Raw genomic sequence first — 24,208 nt, 5'->3', positions numbered from 1 at the left:
GCAACCAACATACAGCTTCGGGGCCGACGCTCCAACGGCGCAATCGGCCGGACCTTTTCAGCGCCCCGCGGCCTGCGATTCGGCGTGCGCCAGCACCCTCTCTGACGGCCAGCAATCGATTGAAAGACCGTTGGCCTTCTCATACAGCCCGATCTGTTTGCGCGTATTGGAGCCGATCTTCCCGTCGATCTTGTCCATCGGGTAGCCGAGTTGCTTCAGCCGCGATTGGACACCCTCGACGGTCCGCGTCTTCGGCTGAGAAAACGACTTCCAAGCGGTCACGAACTCACCCCCGCCCCTAATCCGGTCGCCCAGATTACCGACGAAAAGCGCGTAGAGATCCGACGTGTTGTAGAGCCTGATCACGCGGAAATTCTGTGCCGCGAGAAATGCCGGGCCGTAAGCACCCGCAGGCATCATCAGATAGGCGTCCGACGCCAGCTCAGCTTTCGTGAACGGATTTCCGCTCGCCTTCTTGAAACCCATTCTGACCCAGTCGCCGATGGGCCGGGCGTCGGGCGGACCTTCCAGCGAGCAGTCGGCGTGCGGCGGTGCGACCACTTCGTATCCCCAGCGCGCGCCGCGAACCCAGCCTTTGCCTTCCAACTGCTTCGCCGTAAATGCCAGCGCGTCAGCGACCGAACGCCAGATATCGATCTTACCGTCGCCATCGCCGTCGATCGCGAATTTGAGGTATTCGGTCGGCATCGCCTGCGTCAGGCCGACGGCCCCGGCCCACGATGATTTCATATCGGACCGGGGAATGCCCTGCTGCAGCATCACGAGCGCAGCGATCAACTCCTCGCGGAAGCGGTCCTTGCGTTTGCCGGTATAGGCGAGCGTCGCCAGCATGCGGATCGCGTCGTTCGGCGGATGATAGGTGCCGTAAGCCGTTTCGCGTCCCCAGATCGCAACGAGCGTGTAGCGGTCAACGCCCGTCAGCCCCTCGATGCGTTCGAGCGCCGCCTTGTGTTCGGCGAGGAACTTGCGCCCCTGCACGGCGAGGCCCTGCAGATACGATTTCGATAGATAATCGACGGCGGTCTTCGTGAATTCGGCCTGTCCGCTGTTGTCGATCTTCGGCCGTCCGGGAAGGTCGAGATCGGGAATGGTCAAGTCCGGCTCGACGCCCGCGAACGCGGTGTCGAAGGTCTTCCGGCTGACGCCCGCGACCTTCGCGTCCGGCCACAAGCCCTCGATAAAGGCGCTGAACTCCGTGCTGGGTTTCGCAAAAGCTGCGCTGGACGCCATCGCACACACCGCAGCGATCCAGGTGACCGCCAAGATTACGGAATATGGTCTATTCAAGAGCATTGCGACGCGGCTTCCTCGAATGTAGCGAACTCTCGCATCCCACCCTGTGGCGAATGGCGGATTTTCAGGGCGGTTTTGCGGCTCAGTCCGCGATCTCGCCGGCCTTCAACGCGTCGAGCCGCCGTTCCCAGTTAAAAGCCTGCGCCACAATCTGTTCCAGATTGTCATGTTGCGGCCGCCAATCGAGCCTATCGCGGATCTTTGCGGAAGCCGCGACAATGGCCGCCGGATCGCCAGCGCGACGCGGCGACAACAACACTTTAAAGTCCACGCCCGAGACGCGCTTCACGGCTGCAATGACCTCAAGGACAGAATACCCCTTCGAGTATCCGCAATTGAAAAAGTCCGACACGCCGCCCCGGCGCAAATGATGCAATGCTACGGAATGCGCATTCGCGAGATCGCCGACGTGAATATAATCGCGCAGGCAGGTTCCATCTGGCGTCGGATAGTCGATGCCGAAGACCTCCATTTGCGAGCGTTTCCCGAGCGCCGTCTCGCACGCGACTTTGATCAGATGCGTTGCGCGCGGCGTCGATTGTCCCGAACGTCCTTTCGGATCGGCGCCGGCGACATTGAAATAGCGAAGCGCGATGAAGCGGAAATCGTGAGCGCGCGACGCGTCCGACAGCATGATTTCCGTCATGAGCTTCGAGGAACCGTAGGGCGACATCGGCGCGGGCGGAGCAGTCTCCGATACCGGGTTTTCTTCCGGGTTGCCGTAAACGGCGGCAGTCGAGGAAAAAATGAAATTCTTGACGCCGGTTTCTACGGCGGTCGCAATCAGGCCCCGCGATTTAACCGTATTGTTGAGATAATAGCCGAGCGGATCAGAAACCGAGTCCGGAACCACGACCGATCCGGCAAAGTGAATGATCGCATTTACGTTATGGGAAAGGATCGTTTCCCTGACGAGGGCGTTATCTGCAATATCTCCAACCACGAGCGTGGCGCGCCCATCGACCGCCCAGCGAAATCCCGTGGACAGATTATCGATGACGACGACATCTTCACCCGCATCCAAAAGCTCCAGCACCATATGGCTGCCGATGTAGCCCGCGCCTCCCGTAACAAGCACGCTCATAGTTGCAATCGCCCCCCGAGTTCTATACCCACGTCCACGGATGTTTCTGCCCGATGGCCGACCCAGACCTAATGGAGACCGCCTATTTGTGCAAATAGCTCTTTCGAATTCCAGCGCAACAATGGTCTCTCCGTACAAGCATTAAATCTAAATCGTCAGTAATTGAACTTAGAGCGCAACCCTGCGCCCTTGGAGCAGATGATGAGTGCCGTGAAGAAGCCAATTCGCAAAGCCGTTTTTCCAGTCGCGGGTCTGGGGACCCGGTTTCTTCCGGCCACCAAGGCCGTCCCGAAGGAGATGCTAACGGTCGTCGACCGCCCCGTGCTTCAGCACGTCGTGGATGAAGCGCGCGCCGCCGGCATCGAGCACTTCATATTCGTCACCGGACGGAACAAGGGTGTCATCGAGGATCACTTCGACAAACAGTTCGAGCTTGAATCGACTCTCGCCGCCCGCGGCAAGAAAAAAGAACTTGAGGCACTGATGCGCGATCTGCCCCAAGCCGGACAGACGAGTTTCACGCGCCAGCAGGCGCCCCTCGGTCTCGGTCACGCCGTATGGTGTGCGCGAGAACTGGTCGGCAACGAGCCGTTCGCGCTGCTGCTTCCCGACATGCTCCACCACGGCCGCACGTCTTGCCTCGCCGACATGATCGACGCTTATTCTCGAACCGGCGGCAACCTCATCGCCGTCGCGCCGGTGCCGGAAGACCAAACGCATCAATACGGCATCGTCGGTGTGAAAGACGTCAAGGCGAAGGTTTCTTCGATTACTGAAATGGTCGAAAAGCCGAAGCCCAGCACGGCCCCGTCGAACCTGCACATCACTGGCCGTTATGTTCTCCAGCCCGAGGTCTTCGATCTGCTCGAAAAGCAGGAGCGCGGCGCGGGCGGCGAAATTCAGCTGACCGACTCGATGATCGCCATGATGAACGATGGCGAGCAGCCGTTTCATGCCGTGCGCTTCGATGGCGACATCTACGATTGTGGATCGAAGCTTGGCTTCCTGACTGCCAACGTCGCACTAGCACTCGAACGCGCCGATCTGGCGGACGATTTCAGGCGCGACCTGAAACGCCTCATCGGTACGGGCACTTAAACCAGGCCTCGCTTGATTCTGCGCGAGCGGCACGGGGCGAATCATCGTCTTCGGGCCACTCAGCATTGGCCGATCGCGCAAATTTGGTCTCGTCCGCGCGGATCCCACGCGCAGACCTTGGCGCAAAACGCCGCAAAGACGCGTCAACGCCCTAAATTCCGTTGGTTAATGCCACAGCAAAGGCCCTGCGGACTTGCAACCGCTGCAAGAGAACGCGAAAAGTGTTAATGCCGTAGCGACAGCTTCCTTTTGCTGGCGCAGCGGTGCACTTGAGCGGGGGACACAGAGCGGATGCAGAAGGTCATTCCATTCCAGCTGCCTGAAGGCGAGCGGCGAGGACCGGCAAGCGAATCCGACGAAACCACACCGATTTCTTCCGCCCTCCGAACGCTCAATCTCGGAGCCGAGGGCCTCGTTCAACTCGCGCGCGAAGTGGCGGGTCCCATGGCGGCGGCGTTCGACGATGCCGTTCAAAGACTGAAAGCCGTCAGCGGCCGCGTTATCGTGACCGGCATCGGCAAGAGCGGTCACGTTGCTCAGAAAATCGCCGCGACGTTTGCTTCAACCGGAACGCCAGCGTTCTTCGTTCATCCGAGCGAAGCCTCGCACGGCGACCTCGGCATGATCACGCAGTCGGATCTCATCCTCGCATTTTCATGGTCCGGCGAAACCGTCGAGCTCAAGCCCATCATCACGTATTCGCGCCGCTTCGCCGTGCCGTTGATCGCAGTGACGTCGCAGCAAAATTCGGCGCTCGGACAGCAGGCTGACATCGTGCTTCTACTGCCGCGCGTGAAGGAAGCATGCCCGCACGGCCTCGCACCAACGACCTCGACGACCATTCAGCTCGCGATCGGTGACAGTCTGGCGATCGCCCTGCTTGATGCCCGCGGCTTCACCGCCCACGATTTCAAGGTTTTCCATCCCGGCGGATCGCTCGGCGCCAACCTGATGTACGTCGCCGATGTCATGCATCGCGGCGACAGCCTGCCCTTGATCGCAAGCGGCGCTTCCATGTCGGACGCACTCGTCGCGATGACCGAAAAGAGTTTCGGTTGCGTCGGCGTGATCGATGCAAAGGGCAAACTTATCGGTGTCATCACCGACGGCGATTTGCGTCGCCACATGGGACCGAAGCTGCTTCAAACGAACGTCGAAGACGTGATGAGCGCAAAACCGAAGACGATCGCTCCGACGTTGCTCGCGTCGGCCGCGCTTGAACTCATCAATTCATCGCGGATTACAGCGTTGTTCGTGCTCGAAAAGCAAAAGCCGGTCGGCATCGTCCACGTTCACGATCTGCTTCGCGCGGGCGTTGCCTAGCAATCGCGGCTCATATCCGCGAGACGACCAGCACCGTTCCGTCGGTGCCCGTAACTTTGACGTTGGCACCCTTGGGGCCATCTTCGCCCTCCGCCACCCAGACGGTATCGCCGACGCGAACTTTCCCACGCCCGTTGACGATCGCATCTTCGATCGTCACGACGCGTCCTACGTACTGCGTTCCACGCTCATTGAGACCCGGGACGTCAGGTTTCGCAGACTCTTCGCGGCTCTTCTGCCGAACCCAGAACACCACTGCCAACGCGATCAGTGCGAACGCGATGAGCTGCCATTCCCAGCCGATCGGCGCGGCCAACGCAATGACGCCGACGATCGCCGCCGATAGCCCGAACCACACGAAATGCACGCCCGGCACGATGGATTCGAGAACGAGCAGGGTCACGGCCAGCGCGAACCAAAGCCAAGGCCCAAATTGCTCGATCAATCCTGTAACGCTTTGCATCGTCGCCCCTAGCTCGCTGGTAGAGCAGCCCCTTTAACGTCCTATGTCGTAGGCACGGAACCCGAACGCGGCCCCCGCGGGGGCAGTCCCTGCGGCTTCGCGGCTGACCCGTCGCCACCAAACGCCTCGGCGGCGATTGCGGCGATGCCACCGAGCGACCCGATGACAGACGACGCTTCGAGCGGCATCATGATGATCTTCTGGTTCGGCGACTTTGCCATGGCTTCGAGCGCCTTCATATAGTTGTTGGCGACGAAGTAATTGATGGCCTGAACGTTGCCGTGGGAGATCGCTTCCGAAACCAACGTCGTCGCTTTCGCTTCGGCTTCGGCGGAACGTTCGCGTGCTTCTGCGTCGCGATAAGCAGCTTCGCGGCGGCCCTCGGCTTCAAGAACAACCGCCTGCTTTGCGCCCTCGGCCTTCAGAATGGCGGCCTGGCGAAGCCCTTCGGATTCCAAGATCTGGGCGCGCTTTTCGCGCTCGGCTTTCATCTGCCGCGCCATGCTGTCGATGAGATCGCGCGGCGGCGCAATATCCTTGATCTCGATGCGTGTCACCTTCACGCCCCAAGATTCTGTCGCAGCGTCGACGACCTGCAAGAGCCGATGATTGATTTGGTCGCGGTTCGACAGCAATTCGTCGAGATCCATCGAACCCATTACTGTGCGGATGTTCGTCATCGTCAGGTTGACGATCGAATGGTCGAGATTTTCGACTTCGTAAGCGGCTTTGGCCGCATTCAAGAGCTGATAGAATGCAACGCCATCGACCGTGACCATAGCGTTATCGCGGGTAATGACATCCTGACTCGGAATGTCCATCACCTGCTCTTTCATGTTCAGCCTATGCGTCACTCGCTCAAGAACGGGAATGAGAATATGCATGCCGGGCGTCAGCGTGCGTGTATAGCGCCCGAGATTCTCGACGGTAAAATTCGAGCCCTGCGGAACAATCTTGACCGTGGACCAGAGCCCCCAGATCGCTGCCGCCAAAAGAATGAACCCAAAGGACTCAAAACCGCCAAAGCCGGTCATTTCCGTTCTCCATCGCGAGCGAATCAAAATGAAAATAGGAATTCGCCGGTCCGGTTTAAGTCCCGGAAACAAACAATCGGTAAAGATTTGGAAATGTGGCGATATAAGACAGCAAAAAGCGGGAATTGAACGGCAATTAGGATTCAGGAAGGAAAAACCGGCGTCTTGCCCTTGATTTAAACCCAGCCCGAAAGTTCGCGCCGGACCACCGCCTCGATGGCATCCATTCCCTCGGGACTGTCATTTAACGCAAGCAGATAAGCGAATTTCTCGCCGCCATTCGATTCAAAAATATGCCGGTTCTCGCCGTTGAGCTCTTCCAGAGTCTCCAGGCAATCGGCCGAAAATCCCGGCGCGACGAGCGCGATCTTTTTAATTCCCGATTTGGCAAGTCCTTCGATAGTTTTATCCGTATAAGGTTGCAGCCACGGATCATTGCCGAACCGCGATTGGAATGTCGTCAGCCAGCGATCGTCTGCAATTCCCAATGTCTCCCGCAGGAGGCGGGACGTTTTCTGGCAAAAACAATGATACGGATCGCCCGCCGCAAAATATTTCTGCGGCATGCCATGAAAAGTCGCGATGATTTTCTCAGGCTCGAAGTCGAGCTTCGCAAGTTGCGCTCGCATTGATCGCGCCAGTGCATCGATATAAGCCGGATGATCGTGATAGCTCGGTGTTGTGCGGACCGCCGGCTGCCAGCGCATTTTCATCAACGCGCGGAAAGCCTGATCACACGCCGTCGCGGTCGTCGCCGCCGCGTACTGCGGATAAAGCGGTACGAGTAAAATGCGATCGCAACCCTGCTCTTTGAGCGCCAAGATCCGGCTTTCCGTCGTCGGACTGGCATAGCGCATGGCCCAATCGACGACGATGCGCGGATCGTTTCCAAGCCGCTTCGCCAGTTGCTCGGCCTGGCTTCGCGTAATCGTCTTCAGCGGCCCTTCATTTTTCTCGTTATTCCAGATCGTCGCGTAATCCCGTCCTTTGCGGGACGGGCGCGTCGTCAGAATGATGAGATTGAGGATCGGCCACCACTTCCACTTCGGCTCCTCGATCACCCGATCGTCCGACAGGAATTCCTTGAGATAGCGGCGCATCGGCCAGTAACTGGTGCCGTCGGGCGTGCCGAGATTGAGCAGCAGCACACCGACACGACCCAGCGCAACCGGCGGGTGCGCGTCGGGAAGCGCAACGGCTTCGCTCTCAAAGCGTCCCTGTTTCGGAATTTCGTTCATTCGCGCTCCCGATGCCGGCACTCAAATGCGCTCTTAGCAGGTCAGGCCCGGCGCTGCGATGGGGCCGGCGTCTCGGAATCCGTTGCCAATCTCGGCTTCGCCCGTGCCGGCCGTTTCTCCACCGCCGAAGCCTGAACTTCAGCCGCAACCGGCGCACCACCCTCGCCCGCAGTTGCTATTTGGCTCGGCGCGGCCTGAACTTCAAGTCGCGGATCGAGTGGACGGCTGCAACGCCAATAGGCGGCGACGCGGCTGACGAAAGCTTCGGGCTTTTCGGCGAAGAGCCGCTTGCTTCGATATTCGGCCGTGGCGCGCAAAATCTGCTGCTGACGCCGGCAAACGGCGACGGCGGTTTCCTTTTGCTCCTCAGACATCGCCACAGAATGCGAAGCCGCCACTACGAGCATCGCCAGATCGTGATCATCTCCGAGCAGCTGAGAAAGATCCCGCGCCGCGTGCACTCGGACAGCGAATTCGTCCGGCCACGCCTTCGCGAGCAACGACATTTGCCGCCAGTGCCACTGCACCGCCTTGCGCAGGTCGTGAAAATTTTCGTCCGTCGGCTCTTCGTAAGCGTACTTCGAAGCTTTCCGCCCTTGGCGGTAACTTGCCTCAAGACCACCTGCGAGCGCCGCAAAGCCTCGCTTGTTGAACTTCGTGCGCGAAAACTTTTTCGCTTCTTGGAGCAACAGCATGCGCGCCCGCGCGGCGATATCGGCGTCGAGCGCCTCGGCTTCCTCAGGCGCATGCGACCCAAGACTTTCCTTGAGTGGGTCGAGCGCCGACGCGGTGTCGGGAGTTTCGTGCGAAAGCTTGCTGATGGTTTCCAGCATGACGGTCCGGTCGCGTCGCGCGGACAGCAGCTTGGCGATGTCACCGAGCGACTTCGTACGCCGCAGCGCCTTGCCGCTGCCGATGGCATCGGCGGCGAGACGCACGAGCGACCGCAATCTCTTCAACGATTTGCGGCATTCGTGGACGTTGCGGGGGCCGACCTCTGGCCCAGCCAGCTCAGCCAAAGACGCATCGAGCTGTTCGCGCGCAATTCGGCGAAAGCCTTTTTCGACTGGTTCGTTGATCTTGAATCGATACGGCATACGCGGGAACGGCTCTGAACTCGGGATCTAGGTGGAAAACCGATATCGTAAATTCGAACCACACAAAACTGTCATAAACGATCAGCGCACGAGGTCCTGGTTAACACGAAACTAGCCGGATTATCGAGCTTGCAACTGTCGCAACCAATCTTCGATCCGCGCGTCCGGATCGGACGATGTTAAGAAGTCGGTAATGACAGCCAGACTATCGGCGCCCGCATCGAGAACACCCGCCGCCCGTTCAGGCGTCAATCCGCCGATCGCAACGAGCGGCAGAGTCCCGATTTTCCGTCGCCATTCTTTAATTTTATCAAGACCTTGCGGTGCCCATGGCATGGCCTTGAGTTTCGTTTCGTAGATCGGCCCCAACGCCACGTAATCGGGTTCCGCCGCCAGCGCGAGATCGAGTTCCGCCTCGTCGTGCGTCGATACTCCGAACTTGATGCCCGCGAGCTTGATCGCTTCAAGATCGGCGTCACGAAGATCGTCTTGCCCCAGATGGATGAAGCCGATGCCCGTATCGAGCGCGACCTCCCAATAATCGTTGAGGACCAGGGTGCAGCCATTCTCGGCGCAAACGACAGCCGCCCGTTTGGCTTGCGCCGCCACATCGTCCGGGGAAGCATCCTTGATGCGAAGCTGCACAAGCTTGACCCCAAGCGGCACGATGCGTTCGAGCCAGCCGATATCGGGCACGATGGGATAGAAGCGCTCGAGCATGATTTGCGAAGACCTCAAGATGCGCCCGATCAATCGAGATCGAAAAACGGCGTGCCCGCGACAGGCGTTGACGGCACGGCCATATCGCGTGCCGGAATGAGCCCGGCTTCAAAGCCGATGCGCCCCGCCTGGATCGCAGCGGAAAAAGCCGCCGCCATCCGCACCGGATCCGCCGCCTTCGCAACGGCGGTGTTAAGCAGCACCGCGTCGTAGCCTAGCTCCATAGCCAAGGCCGCGTGCGATGGCGCACCGATGCCCGCATCGACGATGAGCGTCACGTCGGGAAAATACGCCCGCAAACTCTTCAGCGCTTGCGCATTCGCCAACCCGCGTCCGCTGCCGATCGGTGCGCCCCAGGGCATGATGACCTCGCATCCGGCCCGCTGCAGTCGCTCGGCAACCGAAAGATCTTCCGTCGTATAGGGGAGTACCTTGAAGCCATCGCGCGTCAACGTTCCGGCAGCCTCGACCAAGCCGAAGACATCCGGCTGCAAGGTATCGTCGTTGGCGATAACTTCGAGTTTGACCCAATCCGTACCGAAAAGCTCACGCGCCATCCGCGCCGTCGTGATGGCCTCTCCCGCGGTTCGGCACCCGGCCGTATTCGGCAGCACCCGCACTCCGAGATCCCGGATGATTTCGAGAAACCGCTCTCCGAGCTTTCCGCCGGCCGCCTCCCGGCGCAACGACACCGTGACGATGGCCGCTTCCGAAGCCTTCACCGCGCCTGTCAGGATAGCCGGCGACGGATAGCCCGCCGTTCCGAGCAACAGCCGCGACGCGATCGCCTCGCCGTAAATGGCAAGACCCTGCGCCGGGTGCAGCTTCTCATCGCGAATATTCATATCGACCGAAAGGCCCTTCTAGCCGCCTTGACGGGCGGAAACGATTTCGACGCGATCGCCGGCGTCCAGCGCCGTCGTAGCACGGCGCGCCTCGGGCACGAACTGCCCGTTGAGTGCCGTTGCGACTGTGGCATCGCCAAGCCCTTGCTCCTCGATGAGTGCCGCCAGAGTACGCGCCGCGCTTTCAGCCTTCCGGCCATTGACGACAAGCTCGATCCTGGCCTCGTGTTGTACCATCGACTTATCTTTTGAATTGGTTGTCGGAAATGGGGAATTTCAACGCCGTTTACCAGAGCTTACGCCGAATTTTTACCGCATATGATCCACAAGGGTCAAAGATCTCTCGCCAATCCGCCGCATTGCTTCGCTGAAATCCCGCCGCCCGCATTTCAAGGACCGTTAGCACATGTTCGCTCGCCTGCTGTCGTCTCGCCGCTTCGCCCCCCTGTTCTGGAGCCAGCTCCTGGCGGCGCTCAACGACAACCTGCTCAAGAACGCGCTCGCGATGCTCGTCGTCTATAAGCTCGCGATGGAGAACGGGCCAGCCTTGGGGACGCTCGCGGGCGCCGCCCTGGTCCTTCCGTTTTTTCTATTCTCCGCGCTCGCTGGACAACTCGCGGACAAATTCGATAAGGCCAAGGTTGCCGCTCGCGTCCGGCTGATCGAGATCCCGATTGCCGTTGTCGCCGCCGCCGGTTTCCTTTTGCCGTCGGTGCCGCTGCTGTTCGTGGCGCTCATTCTGTTCGGAACTCTGAGCGCGTTTTTCGGACCCGTGAAATATGGGCTCCTTCCATCTCACCTTGAGACGAAAGAGCTTCCCTCCGGCAACGCCCTGATCGAAGGCGCGACCTTCATCGCAATTTTAATCGGCACGGTCGGTGGCAATTTCGCGTCCGGTAGCCATGCGGAACTAATTGCCGTCGCCGGTACGATCGTCGTCATTTCCACTCTTGGTTGGCTTTCGGCGCGCCTGATTCCGCCCGCGCCGTCATCCGTGCCTGACCTGAAAATCGATACGAACATCGTCACCTCGACGGTCACTCTGCTAAAGGACCTGCGTCGCGATAAGCGCATCTGGCAGGGCGCGTTGATCACGTCATGGTTTTGGCTTGTCGGGGCCGCCGTGCTGGCGCTCCTGCAAAACCTCATCCCGCAAGTGCTCAACGGCGCGCCTTCCGTCTATACGCTGGCGCTTTTTACGTTTGCCGTCGGCGTCGCTTTCGGTTCGATCGTCGCCGCGCGCGCCAGCGCCAACCGACCCAATCTTGCGCTGGTCCCTATCGGCGCGCTTTTGATGGGACTTTTCCTGCTCGATCTCGGCTGGCTCGCATCGGGAATGCAGCGCGCCGCGACACCGATGACGCCGCTTGACGTTATCTCGTCCGTCAACGGCCTGCGCATGCTCGTTGATCTTGCGGGCGTCGCCGTCGCGGGCGGTCTTTTCATCGTCCCCTCGTTCGCCGCTGTCCAGGCCTGGTCGCCCGTCGACCATCGCTCGCGCGTGATTGCCGGATGTAACGTGCTATCGGCCGCGTTCATGACCGTCGTCGGCTTGCTGATCGCCGCACTGCAATATGAAAAGATCCCCGTCGCTGCTCTCTATGCCGGGCTCGGCATTGCCAACATCGTCGTCGTCGCGCTTGTCCTGCGCGCCTGGGGCACCGAGGGCGTGAAGGACGTCAGCATGTTCCTGTTCAAGACATTCTTTGGTCTCGAAGTGCGGGGCCTGGAAAACCTTCCGAAGGCCGGCGAGCGGGCGATCATCGCGCCGAACCACGTCAGCCTCCTCGACGCGGGTCTGATGCACGCGTTGGTGCCATCGCACACCGCTTACGCCGTTGACACAATGATCTCGCAAACATGGTGGGCAAAACCGTTCCTAAAGCTCGCGCAGTTCTACGCCATCGACCCGACGCGCCCGCTCGGCATGCGCAGCCTCATTCAGGCTGTGAAGGACGGTACGTCCCTCGTCATCTTTCCCGAAGGCCGCCTCACTGTTACGGGCGGCCTGATGAAAGTCTACGACGGCACCGCGATGATCGCCGACAAGGCGGACGCACCTGTCATTCCCGTACGCATCGACGGCCTCGAACGCTCGCACTTCGGCTATCTCAGCAAATCTCAGACGAAAAAGGCCTGGTTCCCGAAAACAACCGTAACCATCTTTCCACCAATCTACCTGAAGATCGATCCGGCGCTTCGCGGCAAAGCCCGGCGTCAGGCGGCGGGCTCCGCACTCCAAGACATCATGACCGACAGCGCTGTCCTGACAACGCCGATCGATCAAACACTATTCGATGCCCTCGTTCTCGCGCACAAAACGCGTGATACCGGCAAACCCGTCATCGAAGATCCGCTCGGCAGCAAGCTGACCTATAAAAAATTGATCGTCGGCGCCCAGGTTCTCGGCGCTAAGATTGCGCCGATGCTCCCCCCCGTCGGATCATCCGTCGGCGTGCTGCTGCCGAACTCAGCGGGTGTCGTCGCGACATTCTTTGCGTTGCAGACGATCGGACGCGTTCCCGCGATGCTGAACTTCTCGGCTGGAACAGCCAATGTCCTCTCGGCCTGCAAGGCGGCGAACGTATCGGTGGTTCTGACGTCGCGCGTCTTCGTCGAAAAGGGACACTTCGAATCCCTTGTCCAGGCAATTGGAGGCGTCGCCCGCGTCGTCTACCTCGAAGACATTCGCGCGACGATCACCTTCGCCGACAAGGTCAAGGGTTTGCTGCAAGGCGGACGTCAGCAGGTCGAGGTCGACTACAACGCTCCAGCCGCAATCCTCTTTACGTCTGGCTCCGAAGGCACGCCAAAAGGCGTCGTTCTCTCGCATCGGAACATCCTCGCCAATTGCGCTCAGACCCTCACTCGGGTCGCTTGCAATGGTACCGACAAAGTCTTCAACGCCCTTCCGGTCTTCCACTCGTTCGGATTGACCGCAGGCGTGTTGATGCCGCTCGTCGCGGGCGTGCCGATTTATCTTTATCCGACGCCGCTGCATTATCGCATCATTCCCGAACTCGTCTATCAGTCGAACGCCACGATCATGTTCGGCACAGATACGTTCCTCTCGGGGTACGCGCGCGTCGCGCATCCTTATGATTTTGCCCGCGTCCGCCTCGTCGTCGCAGGGGCGGAAGCCATCAAGGACCGCACACGCCAACTTTACATGGACCGTTTCGGCGTGCGCATTCTGGAAGGCTACGGCGTCACCGAGACGGCGCCGGTCCTTTCGCTCAACACACCGCTTGCCAACAAAGGCGGTACCGTCGGCCGTCTGTCGCCGCTGATGGACTCAAAGCTTGAATCCGTCCCCGGCATCGAGAAAGGCGGCCGCCTCTTCGTTCGCGGACCGAACGTGATGCTCGGCTATCTTCGCGCCGAGAACCCAGGAGTGCTGGAGCCGCCCGATCACGGCTGGTACGACACCGGCGATATCGTCGAGATCGATCCGCAGGGCTTCATCACCATCAAAGGCCGGGCCAAGCGCTTCGCCAAGATCGGCGGCGAGATGATTTCTCTTTCGGCGGTGGAAGCGCTCGCGGCCGAGCTTTGGCCACAGCACGTTTCAGTCGTCGTCTCGGTCCCCGATCAGCGCAAGGGCGAGCGCTTGCTCCTGCTGACGACGGACGCCCATTGCAAACGCGACGACTTCCAGAAATTCGCACGCCAGAAAGGCGTAACGGAGTTGACGGTTCCGGCGGAAATTCTTGTCGTCGGCAAGGTCCCGCTGCTTGGCTCCGGCAAGCCCGACTACGTCGCGTGCCTGCAGTTGGCGAAGGAAATCGTTGCCGCGAAGTCGGCGTCATCAGGGGCGGCTGAACAGCAGCCCCTCACGCCGGCCGTCTGATAGATATCGTTGAACTTCGCGAGCCATGACCGGCGCGAGCAGGAAACCGTGCCGGTAAGCCCCGTTGACGCGGATCACGCGTCCGCCGCTCTCGACGACGATGCGCGGCACGTTATCGGGAAAGGCGGGCCGTACGCCCGCTCCCATCTCAAGCACGGACGCTTCTCCGAACGACGGATGCAGCGCATAGGCCGATCCTAAAAGATCGAGCGCCGACTTGAGCGTCATCGGACCGTCGTCCTCACGCTCGACGACACTCGCCCCGACGACGAACCGGCCGCCGCCTTGCGGCACCACGTAAATCGGCTGCCGGGGATGCAAGAGCCGGACAGGCCGCGAAAAGCTGATATCCCGCGTTTGGATCAGCACGCGCTCGCCGCGCACTCCCCTGAGCGACGCAAGATCTGCTTGCGCCCCGATCCCCCGGCAATCGATGATCACGCCATCCGTGCGTTCATCCCACTTTGTACCGAGAAGAACTTCGCCGCCCAACGTGCGAAATTCGTCGAGAAGCCAGCCGAGCGCCTTGCGCGCATCGAGATGGGATTCGCCAGCGAAATAAAGTCCGCGCTCAAACCGCCCAGCGAGCGCGGGTTCAAGCTCACGGATGCGCGATGCGTCAACGGCGACATGCCCTTCGGTCATGCTGGCGAACCGCGCAAGATCGCCCGCATCGCGCCCATGTGCCACCACGAGTGTGCCGTTGTCGACGGTGCCGGGATAACCTTCACGCCAGATACGAAGCGCCTCGCGACCGAGATCGCGCACGATGATCGGCGCACCTTCCGCCTCGCATTCCGGCGCGATCATCGCCCCCGCCCAACGGCTCGACGCCTGCGCGAACGGAGTGCTGCTCTCCTCGATCAAGCGAACACGATGCCCTGCGCGCACCAGCATGTAGGCCTGCCAGAGACCGAAAATACCCGCGCCGACAACGCTGATCGATGAATTGTTCAAGCTTGAAACTCTTAGCGGGCTTCTACTTCCATAGACGTCAATCGCCGAGCGCGACACCCTCGCGGCGCGGATCGGCGCCGCCTTCGAGAACATCGCCGCGACGCGCGACCGTGTTGACGCCAGACGTCATCGTCGCGCCGGTAATCGCCTGACCATAGGACGTTAGCTCGTAGGCAGGCCATAGGATCGGCAGCGAAGATTCGATCAGAAATGGGCCGCCCTGGCTGCCGAAGTTGGTCAGCGTCGACGCTTGTTGCGCATTAAGATCCCAGTCGATCATCGCGACAAGCGTCTTCACCACGTAAAGAATGATTTGCGAACCGCCCGGCGATCCTGTCACAATCTCCGGCGTGCCATCCGCACCGAGAACAATCGTCGGCGCCATCGAGCTTCGTGGCCGCTTGCCGCCTTCCACTGCGTTGGCGACGGCGACACCGTTGGCATCGACGGGCATGAAGGAAAAATCCGTCAACTCGTTGTTGAGCAGGAAGCCTTTCGCCCAAAGATGTGAACCGAACGCGCTCTCGATCGTCGCCGTCATCGCAAAGGCATTACCCTCGTCGTCAATGATCGAAACCTGCGTCGTCCCCGGAACTTCATAAGTGGCATCGACGCCGAATGTCTTTTTTGCAAGTCCTGGAGGCAGACCCGCCTCGGCTTTCTGCATCGCCTTGCTGGGATCGATGAGCTTCCGCCGCTCGGCAAGATACGCGTCATCGAGCAAGCCCGACGGAAGCGCGATGCGATCCGGATCGGCGATGTATTTATTGCGGTCGGCATACGCGAGCTTCTCGGCTTCCGCGATGATATGCAGCGCCGGTGCGGTCATCGCCGCCGCCGGACCGTGCACCTGCGGAAAGGGCTCGATGAGTTTCAGCACGGCCCCAACAGTCAAGCCGCCCGACGACGGCGGCCCCATCCCGCAGACTTGGCGTCGGCGATAGCTAACGCAGATAGGCGGCCGCTCCTTTGCCGCGTACCCCATCAGGTCGGCAGCCGTCATGTCGCCGTGAATGCTCTTTGCGCCTTGCACCGACGTGACGATCGCGTCCGCAATATCGCCCGAATAGAAAGCGTCAGGACCGTTGTCCGCGATCGCGCGAAGCGTCGCCGCGTATTCCGGATTCTTCAGCACCCCCCCTTCGGCGCGCGGCTTGGTACCACCTTCGTAGAAATAGTCACGGGCTCCCAGCGCGAAGTTTTGAGGATCGTCGTCGCGCAGCAAAACAGCGAGCCGCGGCGAAACGGCAAAGCCATTCTCCGCGAGTTTGATCGCCGGTTCGAACAGCGTCTTCCACGGCAGCTTGCCGTGCTTTTCATGCGCCGCGTAAAGGGCGCGAAGCACGCCCGGCACACCGACGCTAAGCCCGGAGAGCACGGCATTCTCGAATGCCATCGGCTTACCGTCGCTGGTCAGGAAGCGATCGGGCTTCGCGGCGGCAGGCGCCGTTTCGCGGCCGTCAAACGTCGTCACCGAGCGCGCTTTCGCATCCCAGATGGTAATGAACGCGCCACCGCCGAGGCCCGACGATTGTGGCTCGACAAGACCGAGCACCATCTCCGTCGCAATTGCGGCATCGACCGCCGAACCGCCCTGCCGCAAGATTTCACGCCCGGCCTCCACCGCAGGTGGCTCCGCCGCGACGACCATATGGCGTTTCGCGGTAACGAGAGTTTTCTCGGTTGTTCCCGAAGCGGCCTCGGGCGCCGGCCGGAACTCCTGCGCCGACGCCCCGCCGGCGACAAGAAAACACGAAACAGCGAGCAAAATTCGAAACGTCATTCCATCTCCAAATCGGCCAGCTCCAAGTTGGAGTTTGTCATAGCGCGCTAAAAAAGCGGGCGCGATCAATAAGTCCGCTGCACGAAGCTCTCGGGCGTGCCGTCTTCGGGGTTGACGAAAATGATGTCATTCGGATCGCGGCGCGGTGTGTCGACAGATAGGAATACCATCGGCTCCTCAAGAATATCGGGAAGCGCGTGGATCGTCCCTTTCTCGAAAAACAAAAGCTGCCCCGGCCCGAACTCGGCAATCGCTGTGGCGTCTTTCATCCAAAAAGTCCCGCGTCCCGAAAAAACGTAGAGATATTCGTCGCACGTTGCGCGAAAATGCGGTGGCGTCGGCTTGTAGACGCGAAATACGCGGGCGCTCGCGGCCTCGCGATTCGTAAGATAGCGATCGACAAGCAGGGTCGTAGCGGACGGCGGAAACGAGGCCGCCACCTCGCCGATGTCGAATCGCCCGGTCGAAACGGGCGTCTCGGACTTTTCCGTCATGAACCAAGCTCCATACTTACGGCCACCGCCGATTATGTCGAATGCCTTCGGAGAGGATCGGCAGTGGCAATTCCGGCACGGCCCACAATTCCTTTGTTTATAGCACAGCAAGATCCGCTGTCTTTCGCTCGCGCCTCGACTAGTTTCCCGCCTCGGGAGATCCATTATTTGGAGGGGTGAGAAATGCGCTCGTTGAAACTCGGGTTCGCAGCTGCTTCGATCATATGTGCACTTTCGGCGACGGCTCAAGCCGGTGACTGTATCAAGGTCGCGGCCATCGGCGACGGCCTGACGCACGACCTCGCGGTCATCATGTCGACCCACGGCCTCGCAAATATCATTGAGGCCAAGGGCCGCGCCGGGAAAGGTCCCGTCCACACGCGCTGCGCGCCGGGCACGTTCGGCGAAGAGTGCACCTCCTCGCAGACGGCCTGCACCAGCGGCAAGTAATCGATCGCTTCTGATCGGCAACATCGTCGCGCCAAACCTTTTCGCACCATGATGTTTGCTGTCAGTGGAAATCGCGCGACTTTGGGATGATCCGCACGTTGCGCGGATGGCGCGGCTTCGGCGCACGTGAAAACCGCGGATGAACGCGCTCCCCGTCTTTGCGGCTCGGATGCGCGGAGCCAGGCTCGGGATGCAGGACTTCATCGGCATTCGCGACCGGCACGGTCATATCCGCCGCCCATTCCGAGAGGCGAAGCAGCCAGTCGCTTCTATCGATCAGTCTTGCAGCCACGACGTGGATGATATCCGCGTGCTCTTCCTTCTGCTTTTGAACGCGCCCCTCGATCAGGATCAACCGCGACGTCATCACGACCTTGCGAAACCGTTCGAGCAGCTTCGGCCAGATGACGACATTGGCGATGCCCGTCTCGTCCTCAACGGTCATGAACACGACATTGCCCGAGCCCGGCCTCTGCCGGACGAGCACGACACCCGCCACCCGCACCCGCGCGCCGTTGTTGGCCTTCCCAAGTTCGTCGCACGAGAGCACGCGGTCGCGCCGAAAATCGTCGCGCAGGAACGACATCGGATGCGCTTTGAGCGAAAGCCGCAGCGTCTGGTAATCATTGACGACGTGCTCCGAGAGCGCCATCTCGGGTAGGCGCACCTCAGCTTCCTCGCCTATGTCCCGCGCCTCGCCCCATGCAAAAAGCGGCAGCGGCGGCGCATTGGCGAGCGCTTTCACCTCCCACAAGGCCTGCCGCCGGTCGAGACCGAGCGAGCGAAACGCATCCGCCGCCGCAAGCTTTTCGAGCATGCCCGCACTGCCACGCTTTGCAGCGTCCGAGACTGACTGAAACCGATCTCTAGTCCCGAGCGTCAGCGCTTCCGGCGAAGGCGAAATAAGCGTCGGCATTTGTGCTTTGCGTCGCCTACGCTGTTTTTTCGAAGCGTCCTCCGGAACCTCGTGAACCTCTTTCTCGCTGAGGCCGTCTACGAGACGTAGTCCGAGCCGCAAAGCCGGCCGTCCTCCATCGGGATCGTCTTCCAACGTCGAATCCCAATCCGAAAGATTTATGTCCGCATCGCGGACCTCGACATCATGCTCACTCGCATCCCGCACGATTTGCGCTGGAGCATAAAATCCCATCGGCTGCGAATTCAAAAGCGCGCACGCGAACACATCTGGGTAATGGCATTTGATCCACGCTGAGATGTAGACGAGCAACGCAAAGCTCGCCGCATGACTCTCGGGAAAGCCGTATTCGCCGAAGCCTTTAATTTGCGAAAAGCAACGCGTTGCAAAATCTTCCTCATAACCGCGCGCCACCATCCGCGAGATCATTTTATCTTCCAGAAGCCCGATGGTGCCGACCCGGCGAAACGTCGCCATCGCGCGCCGGAGATCGCTGACCTCTTTGTCGTTAAACTCTGCAGCAACCATCGCAAGGCGCATGGCCTGCTCTTGGAAGAGTGGGACCCCGAGAGTTTTGCCGAGGATAGTTTTGAGTTCATCCTTATCGCCGCCCTTGGGAGATGGATAGTTCACTTCCTCCGTGCCGGAGCGACGCCTTAAATACGGGTGCACCATATCGCCCTGGATCGGCCCCGGCCGCACGATCGCAACCTCGATAACGAGATCGTAGAAGATGCGCGGCTTCAGACGCGGCAGCATGTTCATCTGCGCCCGACTCTCGACCTGGAACACGCCAAGCGAATCCGCGCGGCACAGCATGTCGTAGGTCGGCTTGTCTTCGCGCGGCACGCTGGCGAGCGTGAGCTTTCGCCCATGATGCTTCTCAATCAGCTCGAACGCCTTACGCACGCACGTCAGCATGCCGAGCGCCAGCACGTCGACCTTCATCAGCTTGAGCGCCGCGATATCGTCCTTGTCCCACTCGATGAAGGTACGATCCGCCATTGCCGCGTTGCCGACCGGCACGACCTCAACCAGCGGTCCGCGCGTCAGCACGAAGCCGCCGACATGTTGCGACAGATGCCGGGGAAAGCCCATCAATTGCTGAGCGAGTTTCATGGCGGCAGCGAGCGTCGGATCCGTCGGATCGAGACCTGCGCCGCGGACGTGCTGCGTCGGCGGAACGCCGCCCGCGTGCGTACCCCACACCATCCCTGAGAGCGCCGAGATCGTATCTTCCGACAGTCCGAACACTTTACCCACATCTCGCACAGCCGAGCGCGAGCGATAAGAAATAACGGTCGCGGCGAGCCCGGCGCGATGGCGCCCATAGCGATTATAAATCCATTGAATCACCTCTTCGCGCCGCTCGTGCTCGAAATCGACGTCGATATCGGGAGGCTCGATACGCGCCGACGAAATAAAACGCTCGAACAGCAGATCGACCTCGACCGGATTGACCGCCGTGATGCCGAGGCAATAGCAGACGGCCGAATTCGCCGCCGAACCGCGCCCCTGGCAGAGAATATCCTTCGACTTCGCGAACGCGACGATATCGTGGACGGTGAGAAAATACGGCGCGAAATTAAGGGTGCCGATCAGCTCAAGCTCGTGTTCAACCGTCTCGCGCACCTTGTCGGGAATGCCTCCCGGAAAGTGCACGTCCGCTCCCACCCAGGTCAGATCGGAGAGATGCTCTTGCGGTGTCTTGCCGGGCGGCACCGGCTCGTCGGGATATTCGTATTGAAGGTCGTCGAGCGAGAATTGGCAGGCTCCGACGATATCGAGCGTGCGTTCAAGCGCCACTTCATGCCCGCGGAAAAGCTGCGCCATTTCTTCCGGGCTTTTGAGATGCCGCTCGGCATTGGCTTCGAGCCGAAGACCGGCTTCGCGCAGCGTCGTCTTCTCGCGAATGCAGGTGACGACATCCTGCAACGGGCGGCATTCGTGATGATGATAAAGAACGTCGTTGGTGGCGACTATCGGCGCACCGCATCGCTCACCCAGCGCGGCGAGCGCTGCAATCCGCGCGCGATCATCGCTGCGATACGTATGCGACGCAGCGAGATAGAGCGGCGCGACGCCCACCGCCGCTTTTATTCGCAGCAACGACGTTTCGAGCGCCTCCCTCTCCCCGTAGGGGGCCGCCACCAACTCCGTCGATTGATGCGATCCTTCACTCTGTCCCTCTTCCCGTGAAGAACGGGGAGAGAGAATAGCGGCATTCCCCCCTCCCCTTGACGGGGAGGGGTCGGGGGTGGGGTGAAAGGGTCCATCGTTAAAGCCCCCCACCCCTAACCCCTCCCCGCGAGGGGGAGGGGAACCAGAGCATCTGCGGGTCAATTCGAACGGAAGAATCTTCGCGCCATGAGTTTCCTCTGCGCGAGATGGGAATTGCGCTTCCCGCCAATCCCAATCCTCCGGTGGAAGCGCAATGCAAATCTGACCCTCGGCGTACTTGGCAACGTCTGCGAGGTAGAGCGTGCACTTTCCCTTGTCCGCACGAAGCTGTCCCTCGGACAACAAACGGCACAGCCGTCCGTAGGCTGCTCTATCGCTCGGATAGACAAGCAAGCTTGGCGCATCTTCGAGATCGAGGCGCACCCCGATCACGAGGCGAAGCCCCGGCTCCGTCTCCGTCGGCTTCGCCGCCACATGCGCCCTCACGACGCCCGCGAGCGAGTTGCGATCCGTCACCGCGATCGCCGAAAGCCCCAACTCGATCGCCTGTTCGACAAGATCGTCGGCGTGGGAGGCTCCGCGCAGAAATGAGAAGTTCGTCGTCACTTGCAGTTCGGCGTAACGCATCGGCTCGACCATCACGCAAAGAGCCCATGCAGGAACCACGACGGCCGCTCGCGCGCCTCTTCGCCCTCATAAAGGCCATGCCGGAAGACCCAGTACATGGCTCCTTTCTGATCCTCTATTCTGTAATAATCGCGCGTGCGCGGTTTCTTCTGCCCCTCGTCGGCGTAGAGCGTCAGCCACCACTCCGGCGCGATCCGTTCCGGGCCTTCAGCGCGCACCACGCGACGCTCGACACGCCGCCAGATGAAGCTCTTCGGCGGATCGGCCGGAACGCCCGCCGTCACCTCGATCGGCTCGGGACGCGACAGCAGGAAAGCCGGTCGCTCCAAGCGCTTCGGAGGATAAGGCCAAGGCGGCGCATAAGATGAAACGCGCGAAGCCCCCTCTGCCGCCAGCGTTTCGAGCGCCGGCAAACGGATCTCGGCACGTTCGGGAATGTGGCTGCCGTTCGGGCGCAGCACCGTGATTGCGTCCTGCCCGAAGCGATTGACGAGACGATCGACAAGCTCCGACGGATCGCGAAACGGCGAGCTTTGAGCCTCCATGAACCGCTTCTGCGTCGCGCCGCGCTTGCCAGCGCGCACGGCGTCGAGCCTGAGCAGATCCACCCCGAAGCCCGCGTCGATGTTCGGAAACTTCTCCTTGAGCAGCGCAATCATGTGGCGCGCGTCATGAGACGGCGTGCTCATCGCCGCCGTGATCGTCCCCGCCGTGCCGTCGGCGCGATAGAACGTCAGGCGCAGAACGCGCACACCGAGATCCTTCGCTGCGAGCGCCACAGCCAATTCGACCGCAAGCTCACCCGCGAAAGCCTCCAAGGCTTCCGACGAAATCAGCGGCTCGGCGAAGACACGCGCGACGGAGAGAACCGGCGGCGGTTGCATCGGCCGTCGCGGCTCCTCCTCTTCGCCAAGCACCTGATCGAGCCGCACCAGAACGGCGGAAGCGACATCCGATGAGCGGAACCGCCGCGCCAAGCTATCGCGCGGAATGTCGTAGAGCTGACCAATGTGCCGGAGCCCCAGCCGCTTCAGCAGCAGCACGCGCGAAGCTTCGAGCCGCAATGCTTCGACCGGAAGCAAGCCGACCGCCTCGCGCGTCTCGGAAGCGGGCGTCATCACCCATGCGGCTTCGGGCGGGCAGCCGAACCGGGCGAGCGCATGCGCCGCCCCGAGCGTGTCTGCAAGACCGATCTGCACGGCGACACCGAACGATTGCAGGCGGCGCGCCATGTCGTCGAGCAACGCTTCCTCGCCACCGAAAAGATGCGCGACGCCGGTGATATCGATCCACAGGCCGTCGCGGCCATCGATGTGCCGATTGGGACCGTAGCGGCCGGCCCAGCGCGCAAGTTTCAAAAGCGCGATCCGGTCTTTTTCGGGCTCGGCCAAGCGCGACACGAGATCCGGATGCGCCGCCCGCGCATCCGCGAGCGAGATGCCGGCCTCGATCCCGAGGCGCGCCGCTTCCCCGTTGACGGCCGTGATCGCGAGGCCGTGCGCGCCGCCTTCAATAAGGGCGAACGGTTGGCCCGAAGGCTCCACCGCCGGTTCCGCGCGCTTGAGCCGGAAGATCGGCCACGACGGCAGCCAGATCGAAACGACGCGTTTCATCACTCCACTCCACAAGCATGGCAGGTTGCGCGGCGCTTTCCGGGCGCGCCTTGCAGCGTTCGAGGGCAATCGAAAACCGCGTGGCACCCGGCGCCCGTGAATCGAAGGCATGCGGCGCGCTCGGCTGCCGTTTGACGCGCCATCGCGTTGCCGTCGCCGCGGCAGGTTCAGACGCTGGGTTCGTGACAAGAAGGCAAGGCGTCGCCGCCTCTCCCGCAGCAAGGCTGAGACGGCGAGACGGCGTCAGATCCGCTTCGTCAAGGGCACCGATGACGATGGCCACGCTTTGCGCCCTGAGACTTTCCTCGATCGCATTCAGCGCTTCGCTGGCGCGCGCCGTCTCGACGATGAGGAGGCGCGACGGATCAAGCCCCAGGCGGGCAAAGCCGACCGCTGACGGCGAACCAAACTCGCCCGCAAGGGAGCGCGGCCAACACCATAGAACCCAAGGCTGCACGTTTCCGCCCCGTCCTGCCCCCCTCAGAGCGTCAACCCGGCGAACGGCGAGGCGGGCGGCAAAACCAATCCCAGCCATCCAGTCGGCGGCCGACGCGCCCTCCTTGGTCGAAGGCGCACCCTTGATCTCATGCAGGGCGTTCGGCTCAAGCCCGGCAGGCAGAAGCGCATCTAAAACCGGACAGCCAAGCCGCCAGCCACCTCCTCCACGCGCCCGCCCGGGAGAAGAAAAAGACGCCGGGACGCTCTCAGGGGCCGGTTCGGGAGACGACGCCCGTGATGCCCATGCCCCTCGCCGTGGCGCATGCCGCTCAAGGCTCAAAATACGTGAGCGCAGCCCTTCGATGACGGCATCCTTCACGGCATCCGAGGGCGAGGCCGGCCTGCCACATGTGGTTTTCTCACCCAAAGAAACCTCGTGGTTAATAGAAGCCGCCGGGGAAACGGCTCACGAAAGTCCGCAAAAATGTTCCTTATTTGTTCTATTCTCGAAGCCGCTCCGCGTCAAGCTGGTTCAGACAAAGAACGAACATCGGCGGCTCCGTCATCGAACCGCAACACGCAGTGCAAAAATTTCAAAAACCCCTGGAAAGTCAGCAGCCCGAGCACAATCATTAACGCAGTGTGACTTCCCTGCTCTGCCGAGACAAACGGCACTGAATTAT

At 61.0% G+C, this 24,208-nt stretch carries 19 protein-coding genes; 4 read left to right on the top strand and 15 right to left on the bottom strand.

Features of this window, described 5'->3' with window-relative positions; all coding sequences use genetic code 11:
• Nucleotides 1–57: 57 nt before the first annotated feature.
• Both WC811_RS02650 and galE read right to left on the bottom strand, forming a co-directional pair.
• Entirely contained in the window at nt 58–1,314 is a 1,257-nt protein-coding gene (locus WC811_RS02650; protein WP_372640680.1) for a lytic murein transglycosylase, read from the bottom strand.
• 82 nt (nt 1,315–1,396) lie between these two features.
• A complete protein-coding gene (gene galE, locus WC811_RS02645) occupies nt 1,397–2,398 on the bottom strand; it encodes a UDP-glucose 4-epimerase GalE (protein ID WP_372640678.1) in 1,002 nt (333 codons plus the stop codon).
• 201 nt (nt 2,399–2,599) lie between these two features.
• Here galE and galU point away from each other — a divergent pair, with 201 nt between their 5' ends.
• Both galU and WC811_RS02635 read left to right on the top strand, forming a co-directional pair.
• Nucleotides 2,600–3,496 (top strand): UTP--glucose-1-phosphate uridylyltransferase GalU, encoded by an 897-nt coding sequence (galU, locus tag WC811_RS02640; RefSeq protein ID WP_372640675.1) that lies wholly within the window; start codon nt 2,600–2,602, stop codon nt 3,494–3,496.
• A gap of 291 nt (nt 3,497–3,787) precedes the next feature.
• A complete protein-coding gene (locus WC811_RS02635; RefSeq protein ID WP_372640672.1) occupies nt 3,788–4,819 on the top strand; it encodes an SIS domain-containing protein in 1,032 nt (343 codons plus the stop codon).
• Between the two features lie 10 nt (nt 4,820–4,829).
• Here WC811_RS02635 and WC811_RS02630 read toward each other — a convergent pair whose 3' ends face one another.
• The 7 genes from WC811_RS02630 to thiS form a co-directional block, all read right to left on the bottom strand.
• The gene (locus tag WC811_RS02630) at nt 4,830–5,282 is read right to left on the bottom strand and encodes an NfeD family protein (protein WP_372640669.1); all 453 of its coding nucleotides are present in this window, start codon (nt 5,280–5,282) and stop codon (nt 4,830–4,832) included.
• 41 nt (nt 5,283–5,323) lie between these two features.
• Nucleotides 5,324–6,316 (bottom strand): SPFH domain-containing protein, encoded by a 993-nt coding sequence (locus tag WC811_RS02625; protein ID WP_372640667.1) that lies wholly within the window; start codon nt 6,314–6,316, stop codon nt 5,324–5,326.
• Between the two features lie 176 nt (nt 6,317–6,492).
• The gene (gene hemH / locus WC811_RS02620) at nt 6,493–7,554 is read right to left on the bottom strand and encodes a ferrochelatase (RefSeq protein WP_372640664.1); all 1,062 of its coding nucleotides are present in this window, start codon (nt 7,552–7,554) and stop codon (nt 6,493–6,495) included.
• A gap of 41 nt (nt 7,555–7,595) precedes the next feature.
• Nucleotides 7,596–8,651 (bottom strand): CHAD domain-containing protein, encoded by a 1,056-nt coding sequence (locus WC811_RS02615; RefSeq protein WP_372640662.1) that lies wholly within the window; start codon nt 8,649–8,651, stop codon nt 7,596–7,598.
• A 120-nt stretch (nt 8,652–8,771) separates the two neighbouring features.
• On the bottom strand, nt 8,772–9,374 hold the full coding sequence (locus WC811_RS02610) for a thiamine phosphate synthase (protein ID WP_372641736.1): 603 nt from the start codon (nt 9,372–9,374) through the stop codon (nt 8,772–8,774).
• 26 nt (nt 9,375–9,400) lie between these two features.
• Nucleotides 9,401–10,216, bottom strand: coding sequence for a thiazole synthase (locus WC811_RS02605; protein WP_372640659.1), 816 nt, complete (start codon nt 10,214–10,216; stop codon nt 9,401–9,403).
• A gap of 18 nt (nt 10,217–10,234) precedes the next feature.
• Entirely contained in the window at nt 10,235–10,453 is a 219-nt protein-coding gene (thiS, locus tag WC811_RS02600) for a sulfur carrier protein ThiS (RefSeq protein WP_372640656.1), read from the bottom strand.
• A gap of 169 nt (nt 10,454–10,622) precedes the next feature.
• On the opposite strand from thiS, the gene WC811_RS02595 reads away from it, so the two are divergent.
• Nucleotides 10,623–14,066, top strand: a complete 3,444-nt coding sequence (locus WC811_RS02595; RefSeq protein ID WP_372640653.1) for an acyl-[ACP]--phospholipid O-acyltransferase — start codon at nt 10,623–10,625, stop codon at nt 14,064–14,066.
• On the opposite strand, the gene WC811_RS02590 is transcribed toward WC811_RS02595, so the two are convergent.
• The 3 genes from WC811_RS02590 to WC811_RS02580 all read right to left on the bottom strand — a co-directional run bounded on the left by WC811_RS02590 (nt 14,025) and on the right by WC811_RS02580 (nt 17,300).
• Complete coding sequence (locus WC811_RS02590; protein ID WP_372640649.1) at nt 14,025–15,023, bottom strand: FAD-dependent oxidoreductase; 999 nt, start codon at nt 15,021–15,023, stop codon at nt 14,025–14,027. The genes WC811_RS02595 and WC811_RS02590 overlap by 42 nt on opposite strands.
• 37 nt (nt 15,024–15,060) lie before the next feature.
• Nucleotides 15,061–16,806, bottom strand: coding sequence for a gamma-glutamyltransferase (ggt, locus tag WC811_RS02585; RefSeq protein ID WP_372640645.1), 1,746 nt, complete (start codon nt 16,804–16,806; stop codon nt 15,061–15,063).
• A 65-nt stretch (nt 16,807–16,871) separates the two neighbouring features.
• The gene (locus tag WC811_RS02580) at nt 16,872–17,300 is read right to left on the bottom strand and encodes a cupin domain-containing protein (protein ID WP_372640642.1); all 429 of its coding nucleotides are present in this window, start codon (nt 17,298–17,300) and stop codon (nt 16,872–16,874) included.
• Between the two features lie 183 nt (nt 17,301–17,483).
• Here WC811_RS02580 and WC811_RS02575 point away from each other — a divergent pair, with 183 nt between their 5' ends.
• Nucleotides 17,484–17,750: a hypothetical protein gene (locus WC811_RS02575; protein ID WP_372640638.1), complete on the top strand. Its 267-nt coding sequence runs from the start codon at nt 17,484–17,486 to the stop codon at nt 17,748–17,750.
• Nucleotides 17,751–17,811: 61 nt separating this feature from the next.
• Here the strand turns inward: WC811_RS02575 and WC811_RS02570 are convergent, their stop codons facing one another.
• Genes WC811_RS02570 through WC811_RS02560 form a run of 3 tightly spaced genes read right to left on the bottom strand, consistent with a single transcriptional unit; the run spans nt 17,812 to nt 23,904 of the window.
• Complete coding sequence (locus WC811_RS02570; protein WP_372641734.1) at nt 17,812–21,474, bottom strand: error-prone DNA polymerase; 3,663 nt, start codon at nt 21,472–21,474, stop codon at nt 17,812–17,814.
• An 11-nt stretch (nt 21,475–21,485) separates the two neighbouring features.
• Nucleotides 21,486–23,087, bottom strand: a complete 1,602-nt coding sequence (locus WC811_RS02565; protein ID WP_372640635.1) for a DNA polymerase Y family protein — start codon at nt 23,085–23,087, stop codon at nt 21,486–21,488.
• Nucleotides 22,984–23,904: an ImuA family protein gene (locus tag WC811_RS02560; protein WP_372640632.1), complete on the bottom strand. Its 921-nt coding sequence runs from the start codon at nt 23,902–23,904 to the stop codon at nt 22,984–22,986. Before WC811_RS02560 ends, WC811_RS02565 begins: the two co-directional genes overlap by 104 nt.
• Nucleotides 23,905–24,208: the final 304 nt, after the last annotated feature.

It is taken from the genome of Hyphomicrobium sp. (assembly GCF_041659645.1).
In the GTDB taxonomy this organism is placed as follows: domain Bacteria; phylum Pseudomonadota; class Alphaproteobacteria; order Rhizobiales; family Hyphomicrobiaceae; genus Hyphomicrobium_B.
The sequence above is the reverse complement of the archived record's forward strand: the minus strand, read 5'-3'. Positions and strand labels throughout refer to the sequence as shown.

Excerpts from the sequence above, each read along its gene's own strand:
- WC811_RS02635 (WP_372640672.1), top strand. The coding sequence starts at position 3,788 with ATGCAGAAGGTCATTCCATTCCAGCTGCCTGAAGGCGAGCGGCGAGGA.
- galE (WP_372640678.1), bottom strand. The coding sequence starts at position 2,398 with ATGAGCGTGCTTGTTACGGGAGGCGCGGGCTACATCGGCAGCCATATG.
- WC811_RS02580 (WP_372640642.1), bottom strand. The coding sequence starts at position 17,300 with ATGACGGAAAAGTCCGAGACGCCCGTTTCGACCGGGCGATTCGACATC.
- WC811_RS02650 (WP_372640680.1), bottom strand. The coding sequence starts at position 1,314 with ATGCTCTTGAATAGACCATATTCCGTAATCTTGGCGGTCACCTGGATC.
- galU (WP_372640675.1), top strand. The coding sequence starts at position 2,600 with ATGAGTGCCGTGAAGAAGCCAATTCGCAAAGCCGTTTTTCCAGTCGCG.
- ggt (WP_372640645.1), bottom strand. The coding sequence starts at position 16,806 with ATGACGTTTCGAATTTTGCTCGCTGTTTCGTGTTTTCTTGTCGCCGGC.
- WC811_RS02565 (WP_372640635.1), bottom strand. The coding sequence starts at position 23,087 with ATGAAACGCGTCGTTTCGATCTGGCTGCCGTCGTGGCCGATCTTCCGG.
- hemH (WP_372640664.1), bottom strand. The coding sequence starts at position 7,554 with ATGAACGAAATTCCGAAACAGGGACGCTTTGAGAGCGAAGCCGTTGCG.
- WC811_RS02595 (WP_372640653.1), top strand. The coding sequence starts at position 10,623 with ATGTTCGCTCGCCTGCTGTCGTCTCGCCGCTTCGCCCCCCTGTTCTGG.
- WC811_RS02605 (WP_372640659.1), bottom strand. The coding sequence starts at position 10,216 with ATGAATATTCGCGATGAGAAGCTGCACCCGGCGCAGGGTCTTGCCATT.
- WC811_RS02630 (WP_372640669.1), bottom strand. The coding sequence starts at position 5,282 with ATGCAAAGCGTTACAGGATTGATCGAGCAATTTGGGCCTTGGCTTTGG.
- WC811_RS02575 (WP_372640638.1), top strand. The coding sequence starts at position 17,484 with ATGCGCTCGTTGAAACTCGGGTTCGCAGCTGCTTCGATCATATGTGCA.
- WC811_RS02625 (WP_372640667.1), bottom strand. The coding sequence starts at position 6,316 with ATGACCGGCTTTGGCGGTTTTGAGTCCTTTGGGTTCATTCTTTTGGCG.
- thiS (WP_372640656.1), bottom strand. The coding sequence starts at position 10,453 with ATGGTACAACACGAGGCCAGGATCGAGCTTGTCGTCAATGGCCGGAAG.
- WC811_RS02570 (WP_372641734.1), bottom strand. The coding sequence starts at position 21,474 with ATGCGTTACGCCGAACTGCAAGTGACGACGAACTTCTCATTTCTGCGC.
- WC811_RS02615 (WP_372640662.1), bottom strand. The coding sequence starts at position 8,651 with ATGCCGTATCGATTCAAGATCAACGAACCAGTCGAAAAAGGCTTTCGC.